This window comes from Stenotrophomonas sp. NPDC077461 (assembly GCF_049545475.1).
Classification (GTDB): Bacteria; Pseudomonadota; Gammaproteobacteria; order Xanthomonadales; family Xanthomonadaceae; genus Stenotrophomonas; species Stenotrophomonas nematodicola.
This window is the reverse complement of sequence record NZ_JBMWDO010000005.1, coordinates 258,709-279,128: the sequence shown is the minus strand read 5'-3', so window position 1 is coordinate 279,128 and position 20,420 is coordinate 258,709. Positions and strand designations below refer to the sequence as shown.

The 20,420-nt window shown below is 68.8% G+C and carries 18 protein-coding genes and 2 riboswitches; of the genes, 9 read left to right on the top strand and 9 right to left on the bottom strand.

Features of this window, described 5'->3' with window-relative positions:
• Nucleotides 1-90: 90 nt before the first annotated feature.
• Both ACPEH8_RS11555 and ACPEH8_RS11550 read right to left on the bottom strand, forming a co-directional pair.
• The gene (locus tag ACPEH8_RS11555; protein WP_136004485.1) at nucleotides 91-657 is read right to left on the bottom strand and encodes a DUF3106 domain-containing protein; all 567 of its coding nucleotides are present in this window, start codon (nucleotides 655-657) and stop codon (nucleotides 91-93) included.
• A complete protein-coding gene (locus tag ACPEH8_RS11550; RefSeq protein ID WP_153164832.1) occupies nucleotides 650-1,654 on the bottom strand; it encodes a hypothetical protein in 1,005 nt (334 codons plus the stop codon). The genes ACPEH8_RS11555 and ACPEH8_RS11550 overlap by 8 nt, the downstream gene beginning before the upstream one ends.
• 438 nt (nucleotides 1,655-2,092) lie before the next feature.
• On the opposite strand from ACPEH8_RS11550, the gene ACPEH8_RS11545 reads away from it, so the two are divergent.
• Nucleotides 2,093-4,318, top strand: a complete 2,226-nt coding sequence (locus ACPEH8_RS11545; RefSeq protein ID WP_136004489.1) for a primosomal protein N' — start codon at nucleotides 2,093-2,095, stop codon at nucleotides 4,316-4,318.
• A 41-nt stretch (nucleotides 4,319-4,359) separates the two neighbouring features.
• Here ACPEH8_RS11545 and ACPEH8_RS11540 read toward each other — a convergent pair whose 3' ends face one another.
• Nucleotides 4,360-4,563: a hypothetical protein gene (locus tag ACPEH8_RS11540; RefSeq protein WP_229296492.1), complete on the bottom strand. Its 204-nt coding sequence runs from the start codon at nucleotides 4,561-4,563 to the stop codon at nucleotides 4,360-4,362.
• 103 nt (nucleotides 4,564-4,666) lie between these two features.
• Here ACPEH8_RS11540 and ACPEH8_RS11535 point away from each other — a divergent pair, with 103 nt between their 5' ends.
• Complete coding sequence (locus tag ACPEH8_RS11535) at nucleotides 4,667-5,287, top strand: glutathione S-transferase family protein (protein ID WP_017356738.1); 621 nt, start codon at nucleotides 4,667-4,669, stop codon at nucleotides 5,285-5,287.
• Between the two features lie 72 nt (nucleotides 5,288-5,359).
• On the opposite strand, the gene ACPEH8_RS11530 is transcribed toward ACPEH8_RS11535, so the two are convergent.
• On the bottom strand, nucleotides 5,360-6,109 hold the full coding sequence (locus tag ACPEH8_RS11530; RefSeq protein WP_423666818.1) for an NYN domain-containing protein: 750 nt from the start codon (nucleotides 6,107-6,109) through the stop codon (nucleotides 5,360-5,362).
• 163 nt (nucleotides 6,110-6,272) lie between these two features.
• On the opposite strand from ACPEH8_RS11530, the gene ACPEH8_RS11525 reads away from it, so the two are divergent.
• Nucleotides 6,273-7,562 carry an NAD(P)/FAD-dependent oxidoreductase gene (locus ACPEH8_RS11525; protein ID WP_017356740.1) on the top strand — a complete coding sequence of 430 codons (1,290 nt, stop codon included), beginning with the start codon at nucleotides 6,273-6,275 and terminating at the stop codon, nucleotides 7,560-7,562.
• A 12-nt stretch (nucleotides 7,563-7,574) separates the two neighbouring features.
• On the opposite strand, the gene ACPEH8_RS11520 is transcribed toward ACPEH8_RS11525, so the two are convergent.
• Nucleotides 7,575-7,835, bottom strand: a complete 261-nt coding sequence (locus tag ACPEH8_RS11520) for a hypothetical protein (RefSeq protein WP_153164834.1) — start codon at nucleotides 7,833-7,835, stop codon at nucleotides 7,575-7,577.
• Here ACPEH8_RS11520 and ACPEH8_RS11515 point away from each other — a divergent pair.
• The gene (locus ACPEH8_RS11515; protein WP_153164835.1) at nucleotides 7,834-8,922 is read left to right on the top strand and encodes a hypothetical protein; all 1,089 of its coding nucleotides are present in this window, start codon (nucleotides 7,834-7,836) and stop codon (nucleotides 8,920-8,922) included. The two genes, ACPEH8_RS11520 and ACPEH8_RS11515, sit on opposite strands and share 2 nt — an antisense overlap.
• 3 nt (nucleotides 8,923-8,925) lie before the next feature.
• Nucleotides 8,926-10,527: a hypothetical protein gene (locus ACPEH8_RS11510; protein WP_423666815.1), complete on the top strand. Its 1,602-nt coding sequence runs from the start codon at nucleotides 8,926-8,928 to the stop codon at nucleotides 10,525-10,527.
• Between the two features lie 137 nt (nucleotides 10,528-10,664).
• Here the strand turns inward: ACPEH8_RS11510 and ACPEH8_RS11505 are convergent, their stop codons facing one another.
• The 4 genes from ACPEH8_RS11505 to ACPEH8_RS11490 all read right to left on the bottom strand — a co-directional run bounded on the left by ACPEH8_RS11505 (nucleotide 10,665) and on the right by ACPEH8_RS11490 (nucleotide 11,906).
• Nucleotides 10,665-10,823 (bottom strand): hypothetical protein, encoded by a 159-nt coding sequence (locus ACPEH8_RS11505; RefSeq protein ID WP_153164837.1) that lies wholly within the window; start codon nucleotides 10,821-10,823, stop codon nucleotides 10,665-10,667.
• 42 nt (nucleotides 10,824-10,865) lie between these two features.
• Nucleotides 10,866-11,189, bottom strand: coding sequence for a DUF2004 domain-containing protein (locus ACPEH8_RS11500; RefSeq protein ID WP_017356744.1), 324 nt, complete (start codon nucleotides 11,187-11,189; stop codon nucleotides 10,866-10,868).
• 29 nt (nucleotides 11,190-11,218) lie between these two features.
• The gene (locus ACPEH8_RS11495; RefSeq protein WP_026070875.1) at nucleotides 11,219-11,566 is read right to left on the bottom strand and encodes a ribonuclease E inhibitor RraB; all 348 of its coding nucleotides are present in this window, start codon (nucleotides 11,564-11,566) and stop codon (nucleotides 11,219-11,221) included.
• A gap of 67 nt (nucleotides 11,567-11,633) precedes the next feature.
• On the bottom strand, nucleotides 11,634-11,906 hold the full coding sequence (locus tag ACPEH8_RS11490; protein WP_026070876.1) for a GIY-YIG nuclease family protein: 273 nt from the start codon (nucleotides 11,904-11,906) through the stop codon (nucleotides 11,634-11,636).
• A gap of 44 nt (nucleotides 11,907-11,950) precedes the next feature.
• Nucleotides 11,951-12,033: riboswitch (glycine riboswitch) on the top strand.
• Nucleotides 12,034-12,053: 20 nt separating this feature from the next.
• Nucleotides 12,054-12,144, top strand: a riboswitch (glycine riboswitch).
• An 88-nt stretch (nucleotides 12,145-12,232) separates the two neighbouring features.
• On the opposite strand from ACPEH8_RS11490, the gene ACPEH8_RS11485 reads away from it, so the two are divergent.
• The 4 genes from ACPEH8_RS11485 to ACPEH8_RS11470 all read left to right on the top strand — a co-directional run bounded on the left by ACPEH8_RS11485 (nucleotide 12,233) and on the right by ACPEH8_RS11470 (nucleotide 20,384).
• Nucleotides 12,233-12,850 (top strand): trimeric intracellular cation channel family protein, encoded by a 618-nt coding sequence (locus tag ACPEH8_RS11485; protein ID WP_136004499.1) that lies wholly within the window; start codon nucleotides 12,233-12,235, stop codon nucleotides 12,848-12,850.
• A gap of 204 nt (nucleotides 12,851-13,054) precedes the next feature.
• Nucleotides 13,055-14,221, top strand: coding sequence for an MdtA/MuxA family multidrug efflux RND transporter periplasmic adaptor subunit (locus ACPEH8_RS11480; RefSeq protein ID WP_153164838.1), 1,167 nt, complete (start codon nucleotides 13,055-13,057; stop codon nucleotides 14,219-14,221).
• Nucleotides 14,218-17,322 (top strand): MdtB/MuxB family multidrug efflux RND transporter permease subunit, encoded by a 3,105-nt coding sequence (locus ACPEH8_RS11475; protein WP_423666813.1) that lies wholly within the window; start codon nucleotides 14,218-14,220, stop codon nucleotides 17,320-17,322. Before ACPEH8_RS11480 ends, ACPEH8_RS11475 begins: the two co-directional genes overlap by 4 nt.
• Nucleotides 17,319-20,384 carry an efflux RND transporter permease subunit gene (locus ACPEH8_RS11470; RefSeq protein ID WP_423666810.1) on the top strand — a complete coding sequence of 1,022 codons (3,066 nt, stop codon included), beginning with the start codon at nucleotides 17,319-17,321 and terminating at the stop codon, nucleotides 20,382-20,384. Before ACPEH8_RS11475 ends, ACPEH8_RS11470 begins: the two co-directional genes overlap by 4 nt.
• The last annotated feature ends 36 nt before the right edge of the window (nucleotides 20,385-20,420 follow it).

Genomic DNA, 20,420 nt, shown 5'->3' with positions numbered 1-20,420 from the left:
CGCGGAGGGCACAGGCACCGGGTTGCGGCCCGCCATCTTACGCGCGCGGCATGACAAAACCCACGATGCCAAGTGAATGGGCGCGCGGTGTCAGTGGCCGACGTGCTGCTTCAGCCACGCATCGCGGGCGCCCGGCGCCAGCGCCAGGAACTGGCTGCGCACCTGCTCCCGTTCCTGCGGCGGCGTGCGCTGGGCGATCAGGCTGAGCTGGGCGAGCTGGTCCACGCTGAGCTGGCGCAGGACCGCCAGCGCCGGTTCGCGCTGCTCGGCCGGCAGGTAGCCGAACAGGCCCTGCAGCTTCGGGAACGATTGGCCGAGGTGCGGCCCGAGCAGCCAGCCATCACGGAAGCGCTGGTCCTGCTGGGCGAAACGCTCGCGCAGGGTCTGCTGCTGGGCCGGCGTGAGCGCGGCAATGCGGCGTGCCCCGTCGCGGACACGGGCGCGCTCGGACTCGGGCAGCGACTGCCAGATGGCATAGCGGGCGCGCAGCTCGGCCAGCTGGGCCGGGTCCAGCGCGCTGGCGGTGGTCGGAATGGCGGTGCGGGTGGCCGGCACCGGCGTGGCCTCCGACGGCAGCGGCAATGGCACCGACGTCGCCGCCGCAGGGACCGACAGGGTCGCGGCCAGGCAGGCCATCAGCAGGATCGGCTTATTCATCGGCGCCTGCCGTCTCCAGGCCGGCGGTAGCGGGTTCAGGGCGGCTGGGTTGCGGCTGTGACTCGTCCACCGGCACCGGGCCGCCCGCGGCGAACCAGGCGTACAGATCGGCATCGCGGGCCACCGCCAGGTCCGGATCGGCGAGCATTGCCGCATCGCTGGCCGCATGGGCGGCGGCGGCGGGCGCGATGGTCGGCGGATCGGCCTCGGGCAGGGCTTCGGTGCTGACCGGATTGTCCACGGCCACCGCGCCGTCGGGCACGCTGGCGGCCGGATCGACCGCGGAACGGCTGTGCTTCCACCACGTGGCCCCGCCCAGCAGCGCGGCCACCGTCCCCGCCACGATCACCAGGCCGCGCCACGGCACACGGCGCCCCTGGCGGCGGGCCCGGACGCGGGGTGCCGGTGCGGCGTCGGTCTTGACCGGGGTGCGCCACGACGCCGCATCGCTGGGCGCGGCGGGCGCCGCCACCGGCTGCTGCAGGCGCTGCAGGCGCGTGGCCGGCACCTCGCGCAGGCGCTGCTGGACCTGCTCGGCCAGCGCGCGCCAGCCGGCTGCGTCGGGATGGCCCTGGGCATCGCGCGGGCACGCCTCGGCCAGCGCCTGCTGGTAATCGGCGACCGGCAGATCCAGGATCTGTGCCGCAGCGGCCTCGTCCAGGCCCCCGCCGACACGCAGCAGCAGCGCCAGCCGGGCCGGCGGTGCCAGCGTCGGCAGATGGGCCAGCCCGGGCGGCCACTGTCCCCCCGCAGCGGGCACGCGGATCGGGTGGCGGTGGGCCAGCAGGATCCAGAACCGGTCCGGCCATTGGGCCATCGGCACATCGCTGGCGATGCCGGCAAAGGCGCGCATCACCGCCACCAGTGCCTGCTCGGCCACGGTGGGGTCGCCACACTGCAGCTCGGCCACCACCAGGGCACGGCGTTCAACGCCGCGGAGAAACGCCGACAGCGCACCGGCTGCAGTAGAAGAAACGGGGGCGGTCGCAGCCGTCATAGCAACTCCATCAAGTGGGGAAATGATAGCGATTGCGCCGGCCCGTCGGGCATGCCGATGTAGTTGACATGTGAAGGCCCATGCCGACCTCGATGTCGCAATCAGCCGCAGGTTGTGCACAGCACCAACGAAATCGGCAGGAAGTGGCAGCCCCTCACGGGACCGGGGGATGTTTCAACTTTGTTTCACAGATATCTTGTTGTTTTTATTGACTATTGTTATGTGGCTATTTTTTGACCAATCCGACACGAAGGTCGGAAGTTCCTTACCCATCGTCCCAAGATCGGCAGTCGCACACAGACTTATCCACAGAAGATGTGGATAAGCCTGAATCTCCAATCCACACCGATATTTAGGTGCGATTTATTCTTCTCGCCGCATGGCGAGACTGTCTCGATGCACGGCCGACGGGTCCGGTCGGGCCGCTACACTGCACCGATGTCCAGCCCCGTTCTGCCCCGGTCGGCGTCTGCCCGACCCGATCCGACCCCGTCCTTCCCGACCCTGCGCGTGGCCCTGCCGGTGCCGCTGCCGCAGCTGTTCGACTACGCGCCGCCGCCCGGGACCGCCGCCGTACCGGGCCAGGTCGGTTGCCGGGTACGGGTGCCGTTCGGGGCGCGCGAGCTGATCGGCATGGTGGCCGCGGTCGGCGCGGTGGACAGCCCGGACAGCCTGCGGGAGGCGCAGGCGTGGATCGATCCGCAGCCGCTGCTGGGCGGCGAACTGTGGGCCTCGTTGCAGTGGCTGGCGCGTTACACCCACGCCCCGCTCGGTGAGGTGGTGAGTACGGCGCTGCCGGCGCCATTGCGGCGGGGCGATCCGGTGCCGGACACCCATCCGTGGGGCTGGCAGCTCACCGCCGAGGGCACGCAGCAGCGTGAGCGGCTGCGGGCGGGTACCCGCCCGCAGCGCCTGGCAACCTGGCTGGCCGACGGGCCGGTGGACGAGGACCGGCTGGATGGCCTCATGGACGACTGGCGCAGCGCCGCACGGTCGCTGGCCAAGCGCGGACTGGTGGAGCGGGTGGCGCTGGCCCATTCGGCGCCGGCGGTCAGCGTGCGCGCCGCGCCTGCGCCCAATCCCGAACAGGCCGACGCGATCGCCGCGATCAGCGCCGCCAGCGGTTTCGCCCCGTTCCTGCTCGACGGCGTGACCGGCAGTGGCAAGACAGAGGTGTATCTGCAGGCCATCGCCACCTGCCTGGCGCAGGGCCGGCAGGCACTGGTGCTGGTGCCGGAGATCGGCCTCACACCGCAGACACTGTCGCGCTTCCGCACCCGCTTCGGCATTCCGGTGCATGCGCTGCATTCGGGCCTGAACGACAACGAGCGCGCCCGCGTATGGGCCGCCGCCGCCCGTGGCGAGGCGCAGATCATCGTCGGCACGCGCTCGGCGGTATTTACCCCGCTGCCCAACGCCGGGTTGATCGTGGTCGATGAAGAGCACGACGGCAGCTACAAGCAGCAGGACGGCATCCGCTATCACGCCCGTGATTTCGCGCTGGTGCGCGCCAAGGCGCTGGATGTGCCGGTGGTGCTGGGCAGTGCGACGCCGTCGCTGGAATCGCTGCACAACGCGCAGGCGGGGCGTTACATGCACCTGCGCCTGAAACAGCGGGCCGGCGAGGCACGGCCGCCGCGCGTGCGGGTGCTGGACGTGCGCAAGCGGCCGCTGCGCGATGGGCTGTCACCGGACGTACTGGACGGCATCGCCCAACACGTGCAGGCCGGGCACCAGGTGCTGGTGTTCAAGAACCGCCGCGGCTACGCGCCGGTACTGCTGTGCCATGACTGCGGCTGGACCGCGCCCTGCCAGCGCTGCGATGCACCGATGACCGTGCATGCCGGCGGGCGCCGACTGCAATGCCATCACTGCGGTGCGCGCCAGGCGGCGCCGTTGGCCTGCCCGGACTGCGGCAGCCTCGCTCTGCAGCCGCAGGGGATCGGCACCGAGCGACTGGAGGAGCATCTGGTCGAGGCATTCCCCGAGGTGCCGGTGATCCGCATCGACCGTGGCACCACCGGCAAACGCGATGCACTGGAGACCCAGCTGGCCACGCTCGGCGACCAGGCCGGCATCCTGGTCGGCACGCAGATCCTGGCCAAGGGTCACGACCTGCCCAAGCTCACGCTGGTGGTGGTGGTGGGCATCGACGAAGGGCTGTTCTCCGCCGACTTCCGCGCCAGCGAGAAGCTGGCCCAGCAGCTGATCCAGGTGGCCGGTCGGGCAGGACGCGCCGAGCATCCCGGCGAGGTCTGGTTGCAGACCCATCATCCGGGACATCCCCTGCTGGACACCCTGGTCAATGGCGGCTACCACGCGTTTGCCGCGGCAGAGCTGCAGCAGCGCGAAGCGGCCGGGTTCCCGCCGTTCGCGCATCTGGCTCTGCTGCGTGCCGAAGCGCAGCAGGTGGAGCATGCCAACGCCATGCTGATGGCGGTGCGCGCACTGGTACCGGATGACGCGGTGATCGAACGCTACGGCCCGATGCCGGCCCCGATGCCGCGCCGCGCCGGCTATCAACGCGTGCAGCTGCTGCTGTCGGCCCCCGCGCGCGGACCGTTGCATCGGGCGCTGGACCAGGTCACCCCGCAGATCTCCGCACTACCGCAGGCGCGGCGCGTGCGCTGGTCGCTGGATGTGGACCCGACTGACCTGTACTGAACGCTGCGCGCGTCGGCCCGCGCCCTCTCCGATACGCGATGTCAGTGCTGCAGCAAGGCCAACGGTCGCGCGTCGGCGTTGGCGCGTCCCTCTGCGAAACCCTCGACCACATCCGGCACGACACCGCTGACCAGCAACACCAGCGCGGCCGCCACCAGCATGGTGCGGCGGTTGCGGCGATAGCCCACCACCAGCAACACCGCGCCGACCACCAACAGCCCCAGTTCCAAGACGTACATCCCCATCCGTTTCGCTCCTTGAAGGTGACCGTGACGCGGTCGATGGGCGTATCGTAGCCGCACCGCGCGGCCATGTGGCGCGCATTCCATTCGAACGGGAAGCCTGACCATGCTGAAGATCTGGGGCCGTCGCAATTCCAGCAACGTGCGCAAGGTGCTGTGGTGCGCCGAAGAAATCGGAGCGCCGTACGAGTCGATCGAGGTTGGCGGCGCGTTTGGCGGCACACAGTCGCCGGAGTACCGTGCGATGAATCCCAACGGCCTGGTGCCGGTGATCGAAGACCACGGCCTGCCGCTGTGGGAATCCAACACCATCGTGCGCTATCTGGCCGCGCGTTATTCGCTCGGCACGCTGTATCCGGAAGATGTGGTCGAGCGTGCGCAGTCGGAGAAGTGGATGGACTGGACCACCTCCACCTTTTCCGGCGCCTTCCGCGATCTGTTCTGGGGCACGCTGCGTACCGCCCCGGCCGACCGCGACGACGCGCGCATTGCGGCCGCGCTGGTGCGCTCGGGTGAGCTGCTGGCGATGGCCGACGATGCATTGTCGCGCCAACCCTGGTTGTCCGGCGAGCGCTTCGCGATGGGCGACATTCCGCTGGGCGCCTTTGCCTACGCGTGGTTCGAAATGCCCATCCAGCGCCCCGCGCTGCCGCACCTGGCCGACTGGTACGAGCGCCTGAAGCAGCGGCCCGCGTACCAGCGCGGTGTCATGACGGCGTTGACCTGAGCCGGGGACCTCGCCGGTAGCGCCGACCGTTGGTCGGCTGCGCTGCGCGCCTGAGCCGACCAGCGGTCGGCGCTACCGGGCGCTTTTCCTGGGGAGCGCGCGGACGTAGGTCGACTTGCCGTCCTTCTTCATTTCGAACAGGCCCGTCGCGGTCAGCAGCTCGCTCAGCTTGGCGTAGCCGTAGTTGCGCGAGTCGAACGAGGCCTGATTGCCGATCTGGCTGCCGACCGGGCCCAGGTGCGACCAGCCATCCTCGGCTTCGGCCGACGCCACCGCGCGGCGCAGCATCTGTACCAGGCGGGTGTCGCTGCGCAGCTCCGGGCCGGTCTTGCGCGGCCGCGCTTCCTCGTTGTCCTGCTCCACTTCCGGGTCGGCAGCGTGGCCCTGTCCCAGCGCTTCGAGGTAGGTGAACTTCGAGCAGGCGTTGACGAACGGCTCCGGCGTTTTCTTCTCGCCGAAGCCATACACCTTCACCCCGTCGGTCAGCAGGCGCATCACCAGCGGGGTGAAATCCGCATCGCTGGAGACGATGGCGAAGCCGTCCAGGTTGCGCGCATACAGCATGTCCATCGCATCGATCACCATCGCCATGTCCGACGCATTCTTGCCCCGGCTGTACGCGAACTGCTGGATGGGGCGGATCGCGTAGGCGTGCAGCACCGATTCCCAGCCTTTCAACCGCGGGCTCTTCCAGTTCCCGTAGGCGCGGCGCACGTTGGCCACGCCATAGCGCGCCACCTCGGCCAGTACCACGTCGATCTTCGACGACGGCGCATTGTCGGCATCGATCAACAGGGCGATGCGCTTTTCCGGTTCGGACATCTCGACCTCCAGTGCGGATGGACACAGGCCGCCGGCAAGCGCGACCGCTGCTGAACCCAGTATCGACCATCCACGTGAACATCGCGCGTCACGTGCGACGATACGACGCGTCGACAACGTTCCCACGGTGCCGGATGGCCGGCCCCAGCCCAGGAGTGACTGCATGACCCGCGCCCCCCTGCCCCACCTGGTCGTCATCGGTGGCGGTTTCGCCGGCCTCTGGGCCACCCGCGCATTGGCCAGGGCGCACGTCCGCATCACCCTGGTGGACCGCCGCAACCACCACCTGTTCCAGCCGCTGCTCTACCAGGTGGCCACCGCCGGCCTGTCGGCACCCGATATCGCCGCACCCCTGCGGCATATCCTCGGCAACCAGCGCAACGTCGAGGTGCGACTGGGCGAAGTCACCGCGATCGACAAGCACGCCCGCAGCATCACCCTCGCCGACGGCAGCCAGCTCGGCTACGACATGCTGATGCTCTGCACCGGGGCCACGCATGCCTACTTCGGCCACGACGAATGGGCCGCCGACGCGCCAGGCCTGAAAACCCTGGACGATGCGATCGCACTGCGCCGCAAGCTGCTGCTTGCCTTCGAGCGCGCCGAGGCCGAACCGGACCCGGCGCGCAAGGCCGCCTGGCTCAGTTTCGCCGTGGTCGGCGGCGGCCCGACCGGTGTGGAACTGGCCGGCACGCTGGCCGAGATCGCGCGCCACACATTGCGCAACGAGTTCCGTCATATCGACCCGGCCAGCGCCAAGGTCCGCTTGGTGGAGGCCGGTCCGCGCGTGCTGTCCAGCTTCCCCGAGGTGCTGTCGCTGAAGGCGCGTCGCCAGTTGGAGAAGCTCGGCGTGGATGTCCTGACCGGCACGCCGGTGACCCACATCGATGGCGAGGGCTTCCAGCTGGGCGACCGGTTCTTTGCCGCCCGCACCGTGGTCTGGGCCGCTGGCGTGGCGGCCTCGCCGCTGGCCCGCACGCTCGACGTCCCGCTGGACCGCGCCGGCCGCGTGCCGGTGCAACCCGACCTCACGCTGGACGGTCACCCGGAGATCTTCGTGGCCGGCGATCTGGCTGCCATCAGCCAGGCCGACGGCAAACCGGTACCGGGCGTTGCGCCCGCCGCCAAACAGATGGGCAAGCACGTCGCCGCGACCATTCGCGCGCGGCTGGAGGGCAAGCCCACGCCGGGCCCCTTCGCGTACCAGGACGTCGGCAACCTGGCCACGATCGGGCGCATGGCGGCGATCGTGCACCTGGGCAGGCTGCAGCTGTCCGGCGTGCTCGCCTGGTGGTTCTGGCTGGCCGCGCACGTGTTCTTCCTGATCGGCTTCCGCAACCGCATCGTGGTGCTGCTCAACTGGGCCGTGGCGTACTGGAGCTACCAGCGCAGCGCGCGGATCATCTTCGGCGACGACCGCGACGACCGACGGCTCCGTCCCCCGTCACCCTGAGCCCGGCGGCACTCAGCCGGGCGGGCGACGGGCGACGTCGATGCGTGGCGTGCGCAGGTGCCTTACGCTGGCGGTGACGGCCTCCGGTGCGGTGTCGTCCCGCTTCGCCGGCCACACGTCGCGGACTGTCCCGCAGGCAGCGTGCAGGCGTTGCGCATGGTCGTGCGCGTCGCCATCGCGGATCACCACGTTGCGACCACGCGGACCCGGATTCGACGACCGCCGGGATCGGCGGTAGAGTCGCGGCAGTTTCTTCAGGGGGAGAAGCCGCATGACGCATCACCGTCAGGTACGAGGCTGGCCGCTGGCCCTGTCGGCCCTGCTGGCCGGTTGCAGCGCGACCACCGGCATCGGCGTGAAGGACGTCCCGTACCCGACGGTGCGCAGCAGTTGGGCGCAGGCCGGCATCACCGATGCACGCCAGCCGTTCTCCGCCGTGTTCTGCCGGCACCTGCAGGCCACGCCCGCCACGGCGATGCAGGACTGCGCGCGGTGGTGGTGGCCGATCGAGGCCGGGGCCACCGACGTCGCTGACCGGCCCCTGTCCGACCCGCTGCCCGCCACACGCGATCTGGTGATCATCCCCGGCATCTTCGGCGAGTGCGTGGCACCGTGGGTAACGCCCTTCTCGCACGACCATGCGGCGCTGGCAGCGCTGGGCTACCGGGTCAGCGTGGCGGACGTGGAGGGGCGCGCGTCCGCGGCGCGCAACGCCGACCACCTGCATACCCACCTGGCCCGGCTGCCGGAGGATGCCAACGCCGTGATCATCGCCTATTCCAAGGGCGCCACCGACGTGATGCTGGCGGTCAGCCAGCCACAGGCTGCTGCGTGGCGGCACAAGGTATCGGCCCTGATCGCCGTGGCCGGCGCGGTGCAGGGCTCGCCGCTCGCCGATGACGGGCACACGCTGTATCGCGACCTGGCGCGGTTCGATCTGCCCACCTGCGACCGCAGCGATGCCGGGGGCGTCCGCAGCCTGACGCATGCGGAGGCCATGCGCGTCGCCGACGCCTTTGCGGCATCGCGTCCGCCGTTTCCCACCTACAGCGTCGTCGCCGTTGCCGAACGTGGCAACGTCAATTCCCTGCTCGCCGGCACGCACGCGTGGCTGTCGCTGATCGACGCGCGCAACGACGGACAGGTGCTGCTGGAAGACGCCGTGATTCCCGGCAGCACGGTGCTGGGTGTGTTCCGTGCCGACCACTGGTCGATCGCGCTGCCGTTCGAGGACAGCCCCGCCCCGCTGATGCGCCCGTTCCGGCGCAACAACCACTTCCCCCGCGGCCCATTGGTCCGGGCAATGCTGGAGTTCACTGCCCCAGTGGCCGCGTCACGTGTCACCACCAAGGAGGAGTAGTGCATGCACAAGGTGCTGGTTGCCGCCGCGTTGGCGGCGTGTTCGGCGTCGGCGTTGGGCGCGGAGGAAACGACATCGCCCACGCAGGTGTTCTTCCTGGCGGATCCGCAGATCCACAACGTGTACGGCGCCGCGCTGAAGCAGATGTTTCCGGTGTCCAACTGGGTGTCGGGCGTGGCGATCCGGCCGCCGGAGGTCAACCTGTTGGCGCCGCTTGTGCTGAGGCACTCACTGACCCGTGGGATGGAACAGCTGCCAGCGGACAATCGCCTGGTCGTCGTATTGGGAGATGGAACCAACATTGGCTGTAGCGGCGAGGCCGAGGTATTCGATGCGGAGTTTCGACGTTCCGATACCACGATCCGCCTGATGGCACACGGCAATCACGACAGTTACCTGATGGGCACCGTGAACTCGTATGGGCCCCGCCCAGAGGATACCCGCCCGCTTGATCACATGAGCAGGGCGCCGCTGCCGGTGGACGAAACCTGGTACACCGCGACGCCGTCTCCTGTGGTCACCGGCACCAGTATGGCCAACCGCAACTGGGCCGACGGCTGCTATCAGCCTGTCGGGAACGGGGGGCAACCCGGCACCCCGATGAACAAGGTGCGCTGGATGGCACGCTATGCAGCGAGCCTTGAGGCGCAGGGGTTGGTCCAGACACCGGGCGGCACGGCAAAGCACGGGGGACTGCGATTCACGGGCAGCGCCGTGCCTGGGACACCGCTGGCTGCACTGAACTATCGCTCCGAAGGCATCTGGTACCGCCCGAAGCAGTCCACGACGCCTGGACACTCGGACTACGCCCGCAGCTGGAACTCGTACATGGTGCAGGCCGTCGACCTGGATGCGCGACACACGCTGGTGCTGATCGATACGTCCGTGTGCCAGAACGCCCGCGGCGGTCCCTCGTATGTGCTCAGCAATGCCGGACAGAATGCCTGTCTCGGCTGGGAGCAGTACGCAACGCTGACAAGGATGCTGGATGGCATGGCGGATGAGAGGAGCCTGATTGTCGGCGGTCATTTCCCGCTCAACGATCTCAAGGGAGATCGCAGGAAACTCATCGCGCTGTTCAACAAGGTGCGCCCCGCAGGGTGGACCTACGTCTCGGGGCACACCCACCACGCAATCACCAGCAGGAAATACGGCAACGGTGTGGATGTGAACATCGGCTCCACAACCGACTGGCCGATGGAAAGCCACGTCCTGGCCTTCGCCGCTGATGCGCCTACGGTGGTGGACACGAAGTCGCTGGTGATCGGGACCACCATTGCCCAGCCGATGACGTATCGGGCAGGAACGCAGATGGGCGGAAAGTACTCCGAGCTGTGCCGCCATCTCCCCGTGGCCAGGGCCCTCGCCGACGCCTCCCCGGAAACAGCGGGCACGCTGTGGGTGTCCCCCTCACTGACGACGGCACAGTGCGACGCCATCCAGGCCGACTGGGCGAAGCACGCCCAGGTATTGATGGACGACCAGGAGCGGATCTCCAAGCGCTTCGACGACGAGCCGCGATACCGGGACTTCGTGCTGTCGGTTGCGGCAAGCGCCAGCCTGCACGAGCACAGCTCCTTCAGCCTCGGCAACTACCTCCCCTGAGCGCTCCCTGCAGCGCCCGGTGCCTGCCGGGCGCTGCATCCGCGCCCCACGTCAGTCGTCGATGGCGTCGATCACGCCGGTGCCGTGGCGGACGCACACGGTGAGGATCGGCCCTGGTCCGATTCGCGGCTCCGGTCTCACGCATTGGCGGAATCGGCGTCCAGCGGCACGCCCACCGCGCACAGCCACATTGACGCCGCCACGCGCGGGGCGGCACCCGACGCGCCGCCCATTGCAGCCGCGCCGGCTCTGCCTCGCCAGCGGTCCCCGCCCGCCCCTTCTTCCATCGTCGTCATGACACGCTGCTCCTTGTGTCGGGTCGTGCGGGACGGACCCGGTCAGCTTTCCATCGAAATGCCGTCGATCACGCCTGCGTCGTCGAAATGGACCGACAGCACGTACTGGGTGACGTCGCCCGGCAGGGTGAAATCGATGTACTCCATTTCATCTTCCCCCCATGCCGAGGCGAACTGGAGCAGGCCGATGATGCTGGCGGTATCCGGTTCGGTCTGGCCAAGGTATTGGCGCCAGTAGCTGGCCGGCAGTTCCTCGCGATGATGGCTGGCGAACAGGTCGACCCCGTCCTCTGCGGCCTCGGTACCGATGGCCTGTTTTATCGCGGCCAAGGCATCGGCCTGCCGCTGCGTTGCAATGTCGGTCATGTGCGTTCCTTGTTCATGCGGGCGTGCGGTCAACTGGCCTGCGACATGCAGCCCCAGCCGTCGACCTTGCCACTGTAGGACACCGCCTCGCTGACCAGCAGGCCTTCAAAGCCGGCGATGTTCTGGTAGGTCGGGATCATCAGCGGATGCACCACCACCTGCCACGGGAAGTCCTCGTTCTCTTCATAGGCGGAGAACGACACCTTCTGCTCGTTGCGCAGCAGGTGCACCGCAAACGCGATGGCGACGTCTTCGGTCGGGAAGATCAGCGCGAAGTCCACTTCGCGGGGAATGGTCAGGTCGTCGCCGTCCTGCAGCATGTTCCACAGCACATCGCCGTTTTCGTCTTCCGGGTACAACGCAACATCGCGGGTCATGGCAATCCAGGGTGGGTGGTCTGCAGGGATTGTCGGCCAGGATCGCGTGGGCGACCAGTGGGTCTGCTCAGGGCGCCTGCAGCCACGCCAGCTTGCGTGCGCGCGGCTGGCGCTTGAGCGCCCATTCGGCCTTCGAGGCTGCCGCGCGGTCGGGGTAGGCGCGCATGGCCAGCACTTTCACCGGCGGATTGGCGCGCGTGTAGCGGGCCCCCTTGCCGGCCAGGTGGGCCTGGAAGCGAGCCGCCACGTCGGTGCTGATGCCCGCGTAGAAGCTGCCGTTGCGGCATTCGAGCAGGTACAGATACCAGCAGGCGGACGCGGTGGGCGGTTCAGCGGACATACCGGGATTATCCCCCGGACCGGTGCCGCTGGCTGCTAGAATCCGCCCCGGATGCAGGAGAGAGGCGCCGCGCTGGCGCCCGCCGAAGGCGCAGGCTCCCATAATCGCTCAGGCCGGTGGCCCGATACGCCACCAACCATGCATCCGACACGCCGATCTGGAGAGAGGTCTTCAATGACCCGCCGAAGGGGCACGTGGCCTGGCCACCGAACTCTCAGGCAAAAGGACAGCGGGAGCGGCAACGGTATCCCCCTCTCACGACAGTGCACCGCGCTGGCGTGCGTCGTGCGTGGTTCCGTCCCCGTTTGTCGCGTCCGGAGCCCCCCATGCTGCTCTCCCTGATCTACCTCATCGCCATCTCCGCCGAAGCCATGACCGGCGCACTGTCTGCCGGGCGGCGGCGCATGGACCTGTTCGGCGTGGTCATCATTGCCTGCGTCACTGCGCTCGGTGGCGGCTCGCTGCGCGACATCGTGCTGGGCCACTACCCGCTGGGCTGGGTGAAGCACCCGGAGTACCTCGGCTTCACCATCTGCGCGGCGCTGATCGCCACCTGGGTGGCGCGCTGGATGCACCACTTCCGCCGTACCTTCCTGGTGCTGGACGGGCTGGGCCTGATTGCGTTCACCCTGATCGGCTGCGCGGTGGCGCGCGAAGGTGGGCATACCGCGCCGATCGTGCTGATCGCCGGCATGTTGACCGGTGCATTCGGTGGCGTGCTGCGTGACGTGCTGTGCAACGAAGTGCCGCTGATCTTCCAGAAGGAACTGTATGCGGTGATCACCCTGCTGACCGGCGCGGCCTGGCTGGTGCTGCTGGAACTGGGGATGTCGCTCAATGCAGCCACGCTGTGGTGCCTCGGCGGCGGTTTCCTGTTCCGCCTGCTGGCGATCCACTTCAAATGGGAAATGCCCAAGTTCGTGTACCGCGACGAGGTGCATTGAGCCGCTGACGCACACATGACCAAGGTCATGTGAGCGCAGGGGGCCGCGCGCGTTACCATAGCGGTCCCGTCCTCGCCGACGGCATCCAGCCACGCTGCGGCATTCGACTGCGGCCCCGCCAGACATCCCCACTTCGTCCCGCCTGCCCCCACGGGCCGGTATCTCATGGACGCGCCAACCGCTGGTCGGCGCGCAGGATGCCCCATGTCTGCCCCGCTGCCCCCGTCGTCGCGTACCCGCCGTCTGTTCAAACCGCTGTTGCTGCTGGCCGTGCTGGCCGTCGCCGCGATCGCCTGGCGTGTGTTCGCGCCGGCACCGGCGGACAAGGCCGCCCCTGCCGCCGCTGCCACCCCGGTCCGCGTGGCCACGGTAGTGCGCGAGGACCTGGTGGTGCGGTTGAAAGCGCTCGGCACGGTGACCCCGCTGCACACCGTGAGCCTGCGCAGTCGCGTCGAGGGTGAACTGCTGCGGCTGACGTTCCGCGAGGGCCAGCACGTCAACGCGGGCGATCTGATCGCCGAGATCGACCCGCGCCCCTACCAGGTGCAGTTGGCGCGTGCATTGGGCACCCAGCAGCAGAACCTGGCCGAGCTGGACAACGCCCAGACCCAGCTCAGACGCTTTGTCGAACTGCAGAGCAAACACTTCGTCTCGGCGCAGGAACTGAGCGACCAGCAGAGCCGAGTGCGCCAGCTGCAGGGCCGTCGTCAGACCGACCAGGCGGCCGTGGACGAAGCACGTCTGCAACTGCAGTACACCCGCATCACCGCGCCGGTGGCCGGGCGCATGGGGCTGCGCAACGTGGATGTGGGCAACCTGGTGCGCAGCGGCGACACCGAGCCGCTGGCCACCATCACCCAGACCATGCCGATCAGCGTGCTGTTCACCGTGCCCGAGCCGGACCTGCCGGCAGTGGTCGCCGCGGTGCGCACCACCCCCCAGCTCACGGTGGAAGCGTGGGACCGCGAAGAACGCCAGGCGCTCGGTGACGGGGTGCTGTCCAGCCTGGACAACCGCATCGACACCGCCACCGGCACGCTGAAGCTGCGCGCGCAGTTCGCCAATGCCGACGAAACCCTGTTCCCCAACCAGTTCGTCAACATCCGCCTGCAGGTCAGCAGCAGCGACGCGGTGGTGATCCCCAATGCGGCCGTGCAGTTCGGCAGCAAGGGCACCTATGTCTACGTGATTGCCGCCGATGACACCTCGCACCTGCGCAACGTGGTGCTCGGCCCCGCCGACGGCGAGCGCGTCTCGGTCCGCGAGGGGCTCAGGGCCGGCGAGCGGGTGGTGGTCGAAGGCATCGACGGTCTGCGCGAAGGCGCCAAGGTGGAGGTGGTCGCGCAGGACCCGGCACGGACCGGCGCATGAACCTGTCGCGTCCCTTCATCGAGCGCCCGGTAGCCACCACGCTGCTGATGGTGGCGCTGCTGCTGTCCGGGATCATGGCCTACCGGCTGCTGCCGGTGGCCGCACTGCCACAGGTGGACTACCCGATCATCCAGGTGACCACGCTGTACCCGGGCGCAAGTCCGGGGGTGACCACCCGCGCGGTCACCGCCCCGCTGGAACGCCAGCTCGGGCAGATTCCCGGCCTGAAACAGATGTCGTCCACCAGCTCCGGTGGGGCCTCGGTGATCACCCTGCAGTTCTCGTTGGAGGTGGTGCTGGGCGTGGCCGAGCAGGAAGTGCAGGCCGCCATCAACGCCGCCGACAGCGTCCTGCCCGATGACCTGCCGTTGCCGCCGGTGTACCGCAAGGTCAATCCGGCCGACACGCCGATCCTGACCCTCGCGGTGACATCGCAGGGCCTGTCGCTGCCGCAGGTGCACGACCTGGTGGATACGCGCATGGCGCAGCGGCTGTCGCAGCTGCCCGGGGTGGGCCTGGTCAGCCTGGCCGGCGGCCAGCGTCCGGCGGTGCGGATCCAGGCCAATCCGTCCGCACTGGCCGCCAACGGCCTGAGCATGGCGCACATCCGCCAGGCGATCGGCGCAGCCAACGTGAATGTGCCCAAGGGCAGCTTCGACGGCCCGACCCGCGCGATCATGCTCGATGCCAACGACCAGATGCGCTCGGTGGCCGAGTACCGTGCGCTGATCCTGGCCTACAAGGACGGCGCGCCGCTGCGGCTGGGCGATGTGGCGACCATCGAGGACGGCGCCGAGAACCGCCAGCTCGCCGCGTGGTCGGGCACCACCCCGGCGGTACTGGTCACGATCCAGCGGCAGCCCGGCGCCAACGTGATCGCCGTGGTCGACCAGGTGCGCGCGCTGCTGCCGCAGTTGCAGGCCTCGCTGCCCAAGGGCGTGGATGTGACGGTGATGAGCGACCGCACCGAGTCGATCCGCGCCTCGATCCGCGGGGTGCAGCACGAGCTGCTGATCGCGATCGCGCTGGTGGTGATGGTCACCTTCGTGTTCCTGCGCAACATCCCGGCCACGATCATCCCGTCCATTGCGGTGCCGCTGTCGCTGGTGGGCACGTTCGGGGTGATGCTGCTGGCCGGGTTCTCGCTCAACAATCTCACCCTGATGGCGCTGACCATCGCCACCGGCTTCGTGGTCGACGATGCGATCGTGATGCTGGAGAACATCGCCCGGCATCTGGAGCGCGGCGAGACGCCCCTGCAGGCCGCGCTCAAAGGCGCGCGACAGATCGGCTTCACGCTGATCTCGCTCACCCTGTCGTTGATCGCGGTGCTGATCCCGCTGCTGTTCATGGCCGACGTGGTGGGCAGACTGTTCCATGAGTTCGCCATCACCCTGGCGGTGGCCATCGGCATCTCGCTGCTGGTCTCGCTGACGCTGACCCCGATGATGTGCGCACGTCTGCTCAAGGCCGGCCACGCCACGTGCCGCGACAGCGACGGCCGCGAATCGGCGCAGCAGGGCGATCCGTTCGACCGCGTGGTCGCCCTCTACGACCGCCAGCTGCGCTGGGTGCTGCAGCGCCAGCCGCTGATGCTGGCCGCCACGGTGGCGACCCTGCTGCTGACGGCGGTGCTGTACCTGTGGGTGCCCAAGGGCTTCTTCCCGGTGCAGGACGCCGGGCTGATCCAGGGCATCAGCGAAGCCCCGCAGTCGATCTCGTTCCAGGCGATGGCGCAGCGGCAGCAGGCGCTGTCCTCGGCGCTGCTGGCCGACGAAGACGTGGCCAGCCTGTCCTCGTTCATCGGCGTGGACGGCAACAACGCCACGCTCAACAGCGGGCGGCTGCTGATCGAACTCAAACCGCATGCGCAGCGCGATGCCGATGCGCAGGCGATCATCGCGCGGCTGCAGCAGCGCGTGGCGCATGTTCCGGGCATCCGCCTGTACCTGCAGCCGGTGCAGGAGCTGGGCATCGAAGACCGGATCAGCCGTACCCAGTACCAGTTCACCCTGACCAGCCCGGACAGCGATGCGCTGGCCGTGTGGACGCCCCGCCTGCTCGCCCATCTGCAGCAGGCGCCTGCACTGGCCGACGTGGCCAGCGACCTGCAGGACCAGGGCCTGCAGGCGTACGTGCTGATCGACCGCGTGGCCGCCGCGCGCCTGGGCATCGGTGTGGATGCGGTGGCCGATGCGCTGTACGACGCGTTCGGCCAGCGCCAGATCTCCACCATCTTCACCCAGGCCAACCAGTATCGCGTGGTGCTGGAAGCGCGGCAGGACGCCGCGTTCGGACCCGACGCGATCGCGCGCCTGCATGTGACCGGCCCGGACGGACGGCAGGTGCCGCTGGCCGGCATCGCCCGCATCGAGCAGCGCCCGGCGCACCTGCTGATCAACCACGTCGGCCAGTTTCCGGCGGTGACGTTCTCGTTCAACCTGGCCGAGGATGCCTCGCTTGGCGAAGCGGTCGCGGCGATCGACGGCGCACGCGCGGCGATCGGCCTGCCCAACAGCGTGGAGCTGCGCCTGCAGGGCGCCGCCGATGCGTTCCGCGCGTCGCTGTCGAGCACGCTGTGGCTGGTCCTGGCGGCCGTGGTGGTGATGTATCTGGTGCTGGGCGTGCTCTATGAGAGCTTCATCCACCCCATCACCATTCTCTCCACCTTGCCCTCGGCCACGGTGGGCGCGCTGCTGGCGCTGCTGCTGAGCGGCCGCAGCCTGGACCTGATCGCGGTGATCGGCATCGTGCTGCTGATCGGGCTGGTGAAGAAGAACGCGATCATGATGATCGACTTCGCGCTGGAGGCCGAGCGCGAAGCTGACCTGCGCCCGCGTGAGGCCATCCACCAGGCGGCGCTGCTGCGCTTCCGCCCGATCCTGATGACCACCCTGGCTGCGCTGTTCGGCGCGATCCCGCTGATGTTCGCCAGCGGCTCCGGCGCGGAACTGCGCCAGCCGCTGGGCGTGGTGATGGTGGGCGGGTTGATCGTCAGCCAGGTGCTCACGCTGTTCACCACGCCGGTGATCTACCTGTTCTTCGACCGCTTCCGCCGTCGCCCCGCCAGCGCTGCCGATACCGCCGAGGCGCAGGCGTGACACCGCTGTCGCGCGTGATCGGCTGGTTCGTGCAGCACCCCGTCGCCACGGTGCTGCTGTCGGTGGCGGTGGTGCTGGCCGGTCTGCTCGGGCTGCGCCTGCTGCCGGTCGCGCCGCTGCCACAGGTGGACTACCCGGCCATCAATGTCAGCGCCAGCCTGCCCGGGGCCAGCCCCGAGTCGATGGCCGCCAACGTGGCCACGCCGCTGGAGCGCGCGCTCGGCACGATTCCCGGGTTGACCGGGATCGATTCGGCCAGCACGCAGGGCTCCACCCAGGTGGAGCTGACGTTCGCGCTGGGCCGCAACGTGGACGATGCCGCGCGCGATGTGCAGGCCGCGATCAACGCCGCACGCGCGCAGTTGCCGAGCGGCATGCCGGGCATGCCGCAGTACCGCAAGGTGAATCCCTCGCAGGCGCCGATCCTGGCGTTGGCGCTGAGCTCGGACAGTCTCTCGCCAGGCCAGATCTACGATGTGGCCTCGACCGTGATCGCGCAGAAGCTGGCGCAGATCCCCGGCGTGGGCGAGGTACAGGTGGGCGGCAGTTCGCTGCCGGCGGTACGCGTGTCTCTGGACCCCAACGCGCTGAACCAGTACCGCATCGCGCTGGATGATGTAGCCGCGGCGATCCGCAATGCCAATGCGCTCAAACCGCTCGGCACGATCGCCAGCCGGTCGCGGCAATGGCAGCTGGAGGCAACCCTGCAGCTGCGCACGGCTGCCGAGTACCGGTCGCTGGTGGTCGCCATGCGTGACGGCAGGCCGGTCCATCTGGGGGACGTGGCGGCGGTCAGCGAAGGGGTCGAGGACCGTTACGCCAGCGGCTTCCACAACGCACGTCCGGCGGTGCTGCTGATTGTGAGCCGCCAGCCGGATGCCAACATCATCGAGACCGTCGATGCGATCACCGCGCAGATGGATACCCTGCAGGCGCTGCTGCCGGCCAGCATCGACATGCAACTGGTGATGGACCGCTCGCCGGTGATCCGCGCCACCCTGCGCGAGGCCGAGCTGACCCTGCTGCTGGCGGTCGCGCTGGTGGTGCTGGTGGTACTGGCCTTCCTCGGCCACTGGCGCGCGGCGCTGGTGCCGGCGCTGGCGATCCCGGTGTCGCTGCTGGGCGCGCTGGCAATCATCGCGCTGCTGGGGTTCTCGCTCAACACACTGTCGCTGATGGCGTTGATCGTCGCCGCAGTGCTGGTGGTCGATGACGCCATCGTCGTGCTCGAGAACATCGCCCGCCATCTTGAGCTCGGCGCGTCACCGCTGCAGGCCGCTTTGCGCGGTGCCGGCGAGGTGGGCGCCACGCTGCTGTCGATGAACATCGCGCTGGCCGTGGTGTTCGTCTCGATTCTGTTCCTGGACGACTTCGTCGAGAAACTGTTCCGCGAGTTCTCGTTGACCCTGGTCGCCGCGATGGGCGTATCGCTGCTGGTGTCGCTGAGCCTGACCCCGATGCTGTGCGCACGCCTGCCCGGGCAGGCGCGGCCTGGCCCCGGCATCGGACTGCAGCGTGCGGGCACCGCGCTGTTCGAGCGCCTGCGCAACGCCTACGTAGGAAGTCTGCAGGCGATGCTCCGCTGGCTCGCGCTGCCGCTGCTGCTGTTTGCCGGTGTGATCGCGCTGAACGTGTGGCTGTTCCAGCAGGTGCCCAAGGGCATCGTGCCCAAGCAGGACACCGCGCAGCTGCGCGGCTTCGCGCGTGGCGACGACGGGCTGTCCTTCCAGGTGATGCAGCCCAAGATCGAGGCCTATCGCCAGCTGCTGCTGGCCGATCCGGCGATCAGCGACATCATCGGGTACATCGGCGGGCGCAGCGGGGTCAACAACGCCTTCGTCATGATCAAGATGAAGCCGCTGGCCGAGCGCAGGGTGTCCAGCCAGCAGGTGATCGACCGCCTGCGCGCCAACATGCCGAAGATTCCCGGCGGCGGGATGTTCCTCTGGGTGGACCAGGACCTCAAGCTCGAGGGCAGCGGTGACAGCGGCCAGTACGAGCTCCAGCTCCTGTCCGGCGACCTGGCCGCGCTGCGCCAGTGGACGCCGCGGGTCGGCGATGCGCTGCGCGCCCTGCCCGAACTGGTGGACGTGGCGTCCAAAGGTGACGAGGGCATGCGCCAGGTGGTGCTGGACATCGACCGCGATGCGGCCGCCCGGCTGGGCGTGGACATGCGCATGATCGCCTCGGTGCTCAACAACGCCTTCAGCCAGCGCCAGGTGGCCACCCTGTACGACACGCTCAATCAGTATCGGGTGGTGATGGAACTGGACCCGCGCTACACGCAGGACCCCTCGACGCTGGAGCAGATCCACGTGATCGGCAAGGATGGCCAGCGCCTGCCGCTGTCGTCCATCGCCCGCTGGGACTACGGCATGGCACCGGACCGGATCTACCACAGCCAGCAGTTCGCCTCGGTCTGGATCGAGTTCGCGCTGGCCCCCGGCGTGAGCCTGGAGCAGGCGGTGAAGGCGGTGGACCGCGCGATGGCCGGGATCATGCTGCCTACCCAGGTGCAGGCGCGGCTCAGTGGCGAGGCCGGCGGCTTCGAGAAACTGCGCGCACGCCAGCTATGGCTGATCCTTGGCGCGATGCTGGCGGTATACCTGGTGCTCGGTGTGCTGTACGAGAGCGTCGTGCAGCCGCTGGCGATCCTCTCCACCCTGCCCTCGGCCGGCGTCGGCGCGCTGCTGGCGTTGATGGCGTTCGGCAACGAGTTGAACCTGATCTCGCTGCTGGGGCTGTTCCTGCTGGTCGGGGTGGTGATGAAGAACACCATCCTGATCATCGACTTCGCGCTGTCGGCCGAGCGCGAGCGCGGCCTGTCGCCCTACGATGCGATCTGCGAGGCCGCACGGCTGCGCTTCCGCCCGATCCTGATGACCAGCGTGGCCGCCCTGCTCGGTACCCTGCCGTTGATGCTGGCCACCGGCGAAGGCTGGGAGATGCGCCAGCCGCTGGGCATCGCCATCGTCGGCGGGCTGCTGGTCAGCCAGTGGCTGACCCTGTACACCACCCCGGCCATCTACCTGGCATTGGCGAAGCTAAGACGCGCCGCATGACAAACGGTCGGCGTGCCCCGCGCACGGCAGGGCACG

What these genes read in the sequence shown, in the direction of transcription:
- ACPEH8_RS11485 (WP_136004499.1), top strand. Translation starts at nt 12,233, where the DNA reads ATGCTGCTCTCCCTGATCTACCTCATCGCCATCTCCGCCGAAGCCATG.
- ACPEH8_RS11515 (WP_153164835.1), top strand. Translation starts at nt 7,834, where the DNA reads ATGACGCATCACCGTCAGGTACGAGGCTGGCCGCTGGCCCTGTCGGCC.
- ACPEH8_RS11480 (WP_153164838.1), top strand. Translation starts at nt 13,055, where the DNA reads ATGTCTGCCCCGCTGCCCCCGTCGTCGCGTACCCGCCGTCTGTTCAAA.
- ACPEH8_RS11500 (WP_017356744.1), bottom strand. Translation starts at nt 11,189, where the DNA reads ATGACCGACATTGCAACGCAGCGGCAGGCCGATGCCTTGGCCGCGATA.
- ACPEH8_RS11550 (WP_153164832.1), bottom strand. Translation starts at nt 1,654, where the DNA reads ATGACGGCTGCGACCGCCCCCGTTTCTTCTACTGCAGCCGGTGCGCTG.
- ACPEH8_RS11540 (WP_229296492.1), bottom strand. Translation starts at nt 4,563, where the DNA reads ATGGGGATGTACGTCTTGGAACTGGGGCTGTTGGTGGTCGGCGCGGTG.
- ACPEH8_RS11555 (WP_136004485.1), bottom strand. Translation starts at nt 657, where the DNA reads ATGAATAAGCCGATCCTGCTGATGGCCTGCCTGGCCGCGACCCTGTCG.
- ACPEH8_RS11530 (WP_423666818.1), bottom strand. Translation starts at nt 6,109, where the DNA reads ATGTCCGAACCGGAAAAGCGCATCGCCCTGTTGATCGATGCCGACAAT.
- ACPEH8_RS11505 (WP_153164837.1), bottom strand. Translation starts at nt 10,823, where the DNA reads ATGACGACGATGGAAGAAGGGGCGGGCGGGGACCGCTGGCGAGGCAGA.
- ACPEH8_RS11510 (WP_423666815.1), top strand. Translation starts at nt 8,926, where the DNA reads ATGCACAAGGTGCTGGTTGCCGCCGCGTTGGCGGCGTGTTCGGCGTCG.
- ACPEH8_RS11475 (WP_423666813.1), top strand. Translation starts at nt 14,218, where the DNA reads ATGAACCTGTCGCGTCCCTTCATCGAGCGCCCGGTAGCCACCACGCTG.
- ACPEH8_RS11520 (WP_153164834.1), bottom strand. Translation starts at nt 7,835, where the DNA reads ATGCGGCTTCTCCCCCTGAAGAAACTGCCGCGACTCTACCGCCGATCC.
- ACPEH8_RS11495 (WP_026070875.1), bottom strand. Translation starts at nt 11,566, where the DNA reads ATGACCCGCGATGTTGCGTTGTACCCGGAAGACGAAAACGGCGATGTG.
- ACPEH8_RS11545 (WP_136004489.1), top strand. Translation starts at nt 2,093, where the DNA reads ATGTCCAGCCCCGTTCTGCCCCGGTCGGCGTCTGCCCGACCCGATCCG.
- ACPEH8_RS11535 (WP_017356738.1), top strand. Translation starts at nt 4,667, where the DNA reads ATGCTGAAGATCTGGGGCCGTCGCAATTCCAGCAACGTGCGCAAGGTG.
- ACPEH8_RS11525 (WP_017356740.1), top strand. Translation starts at nt 6,273, where the DNA reads ATGACCCGCGCCCCCCTGCCCCACCTGGTCGTCATCGGTGGCGGTTTC.
- ACPEH8_RS11490 (WP_026070876.1), bottom strand. Translation starts at nt 11,906, where the DNA reads ATGTCCGCTGAACCGCCCACCGCGTCCGCCTGCTGGTATCTGTACCTG.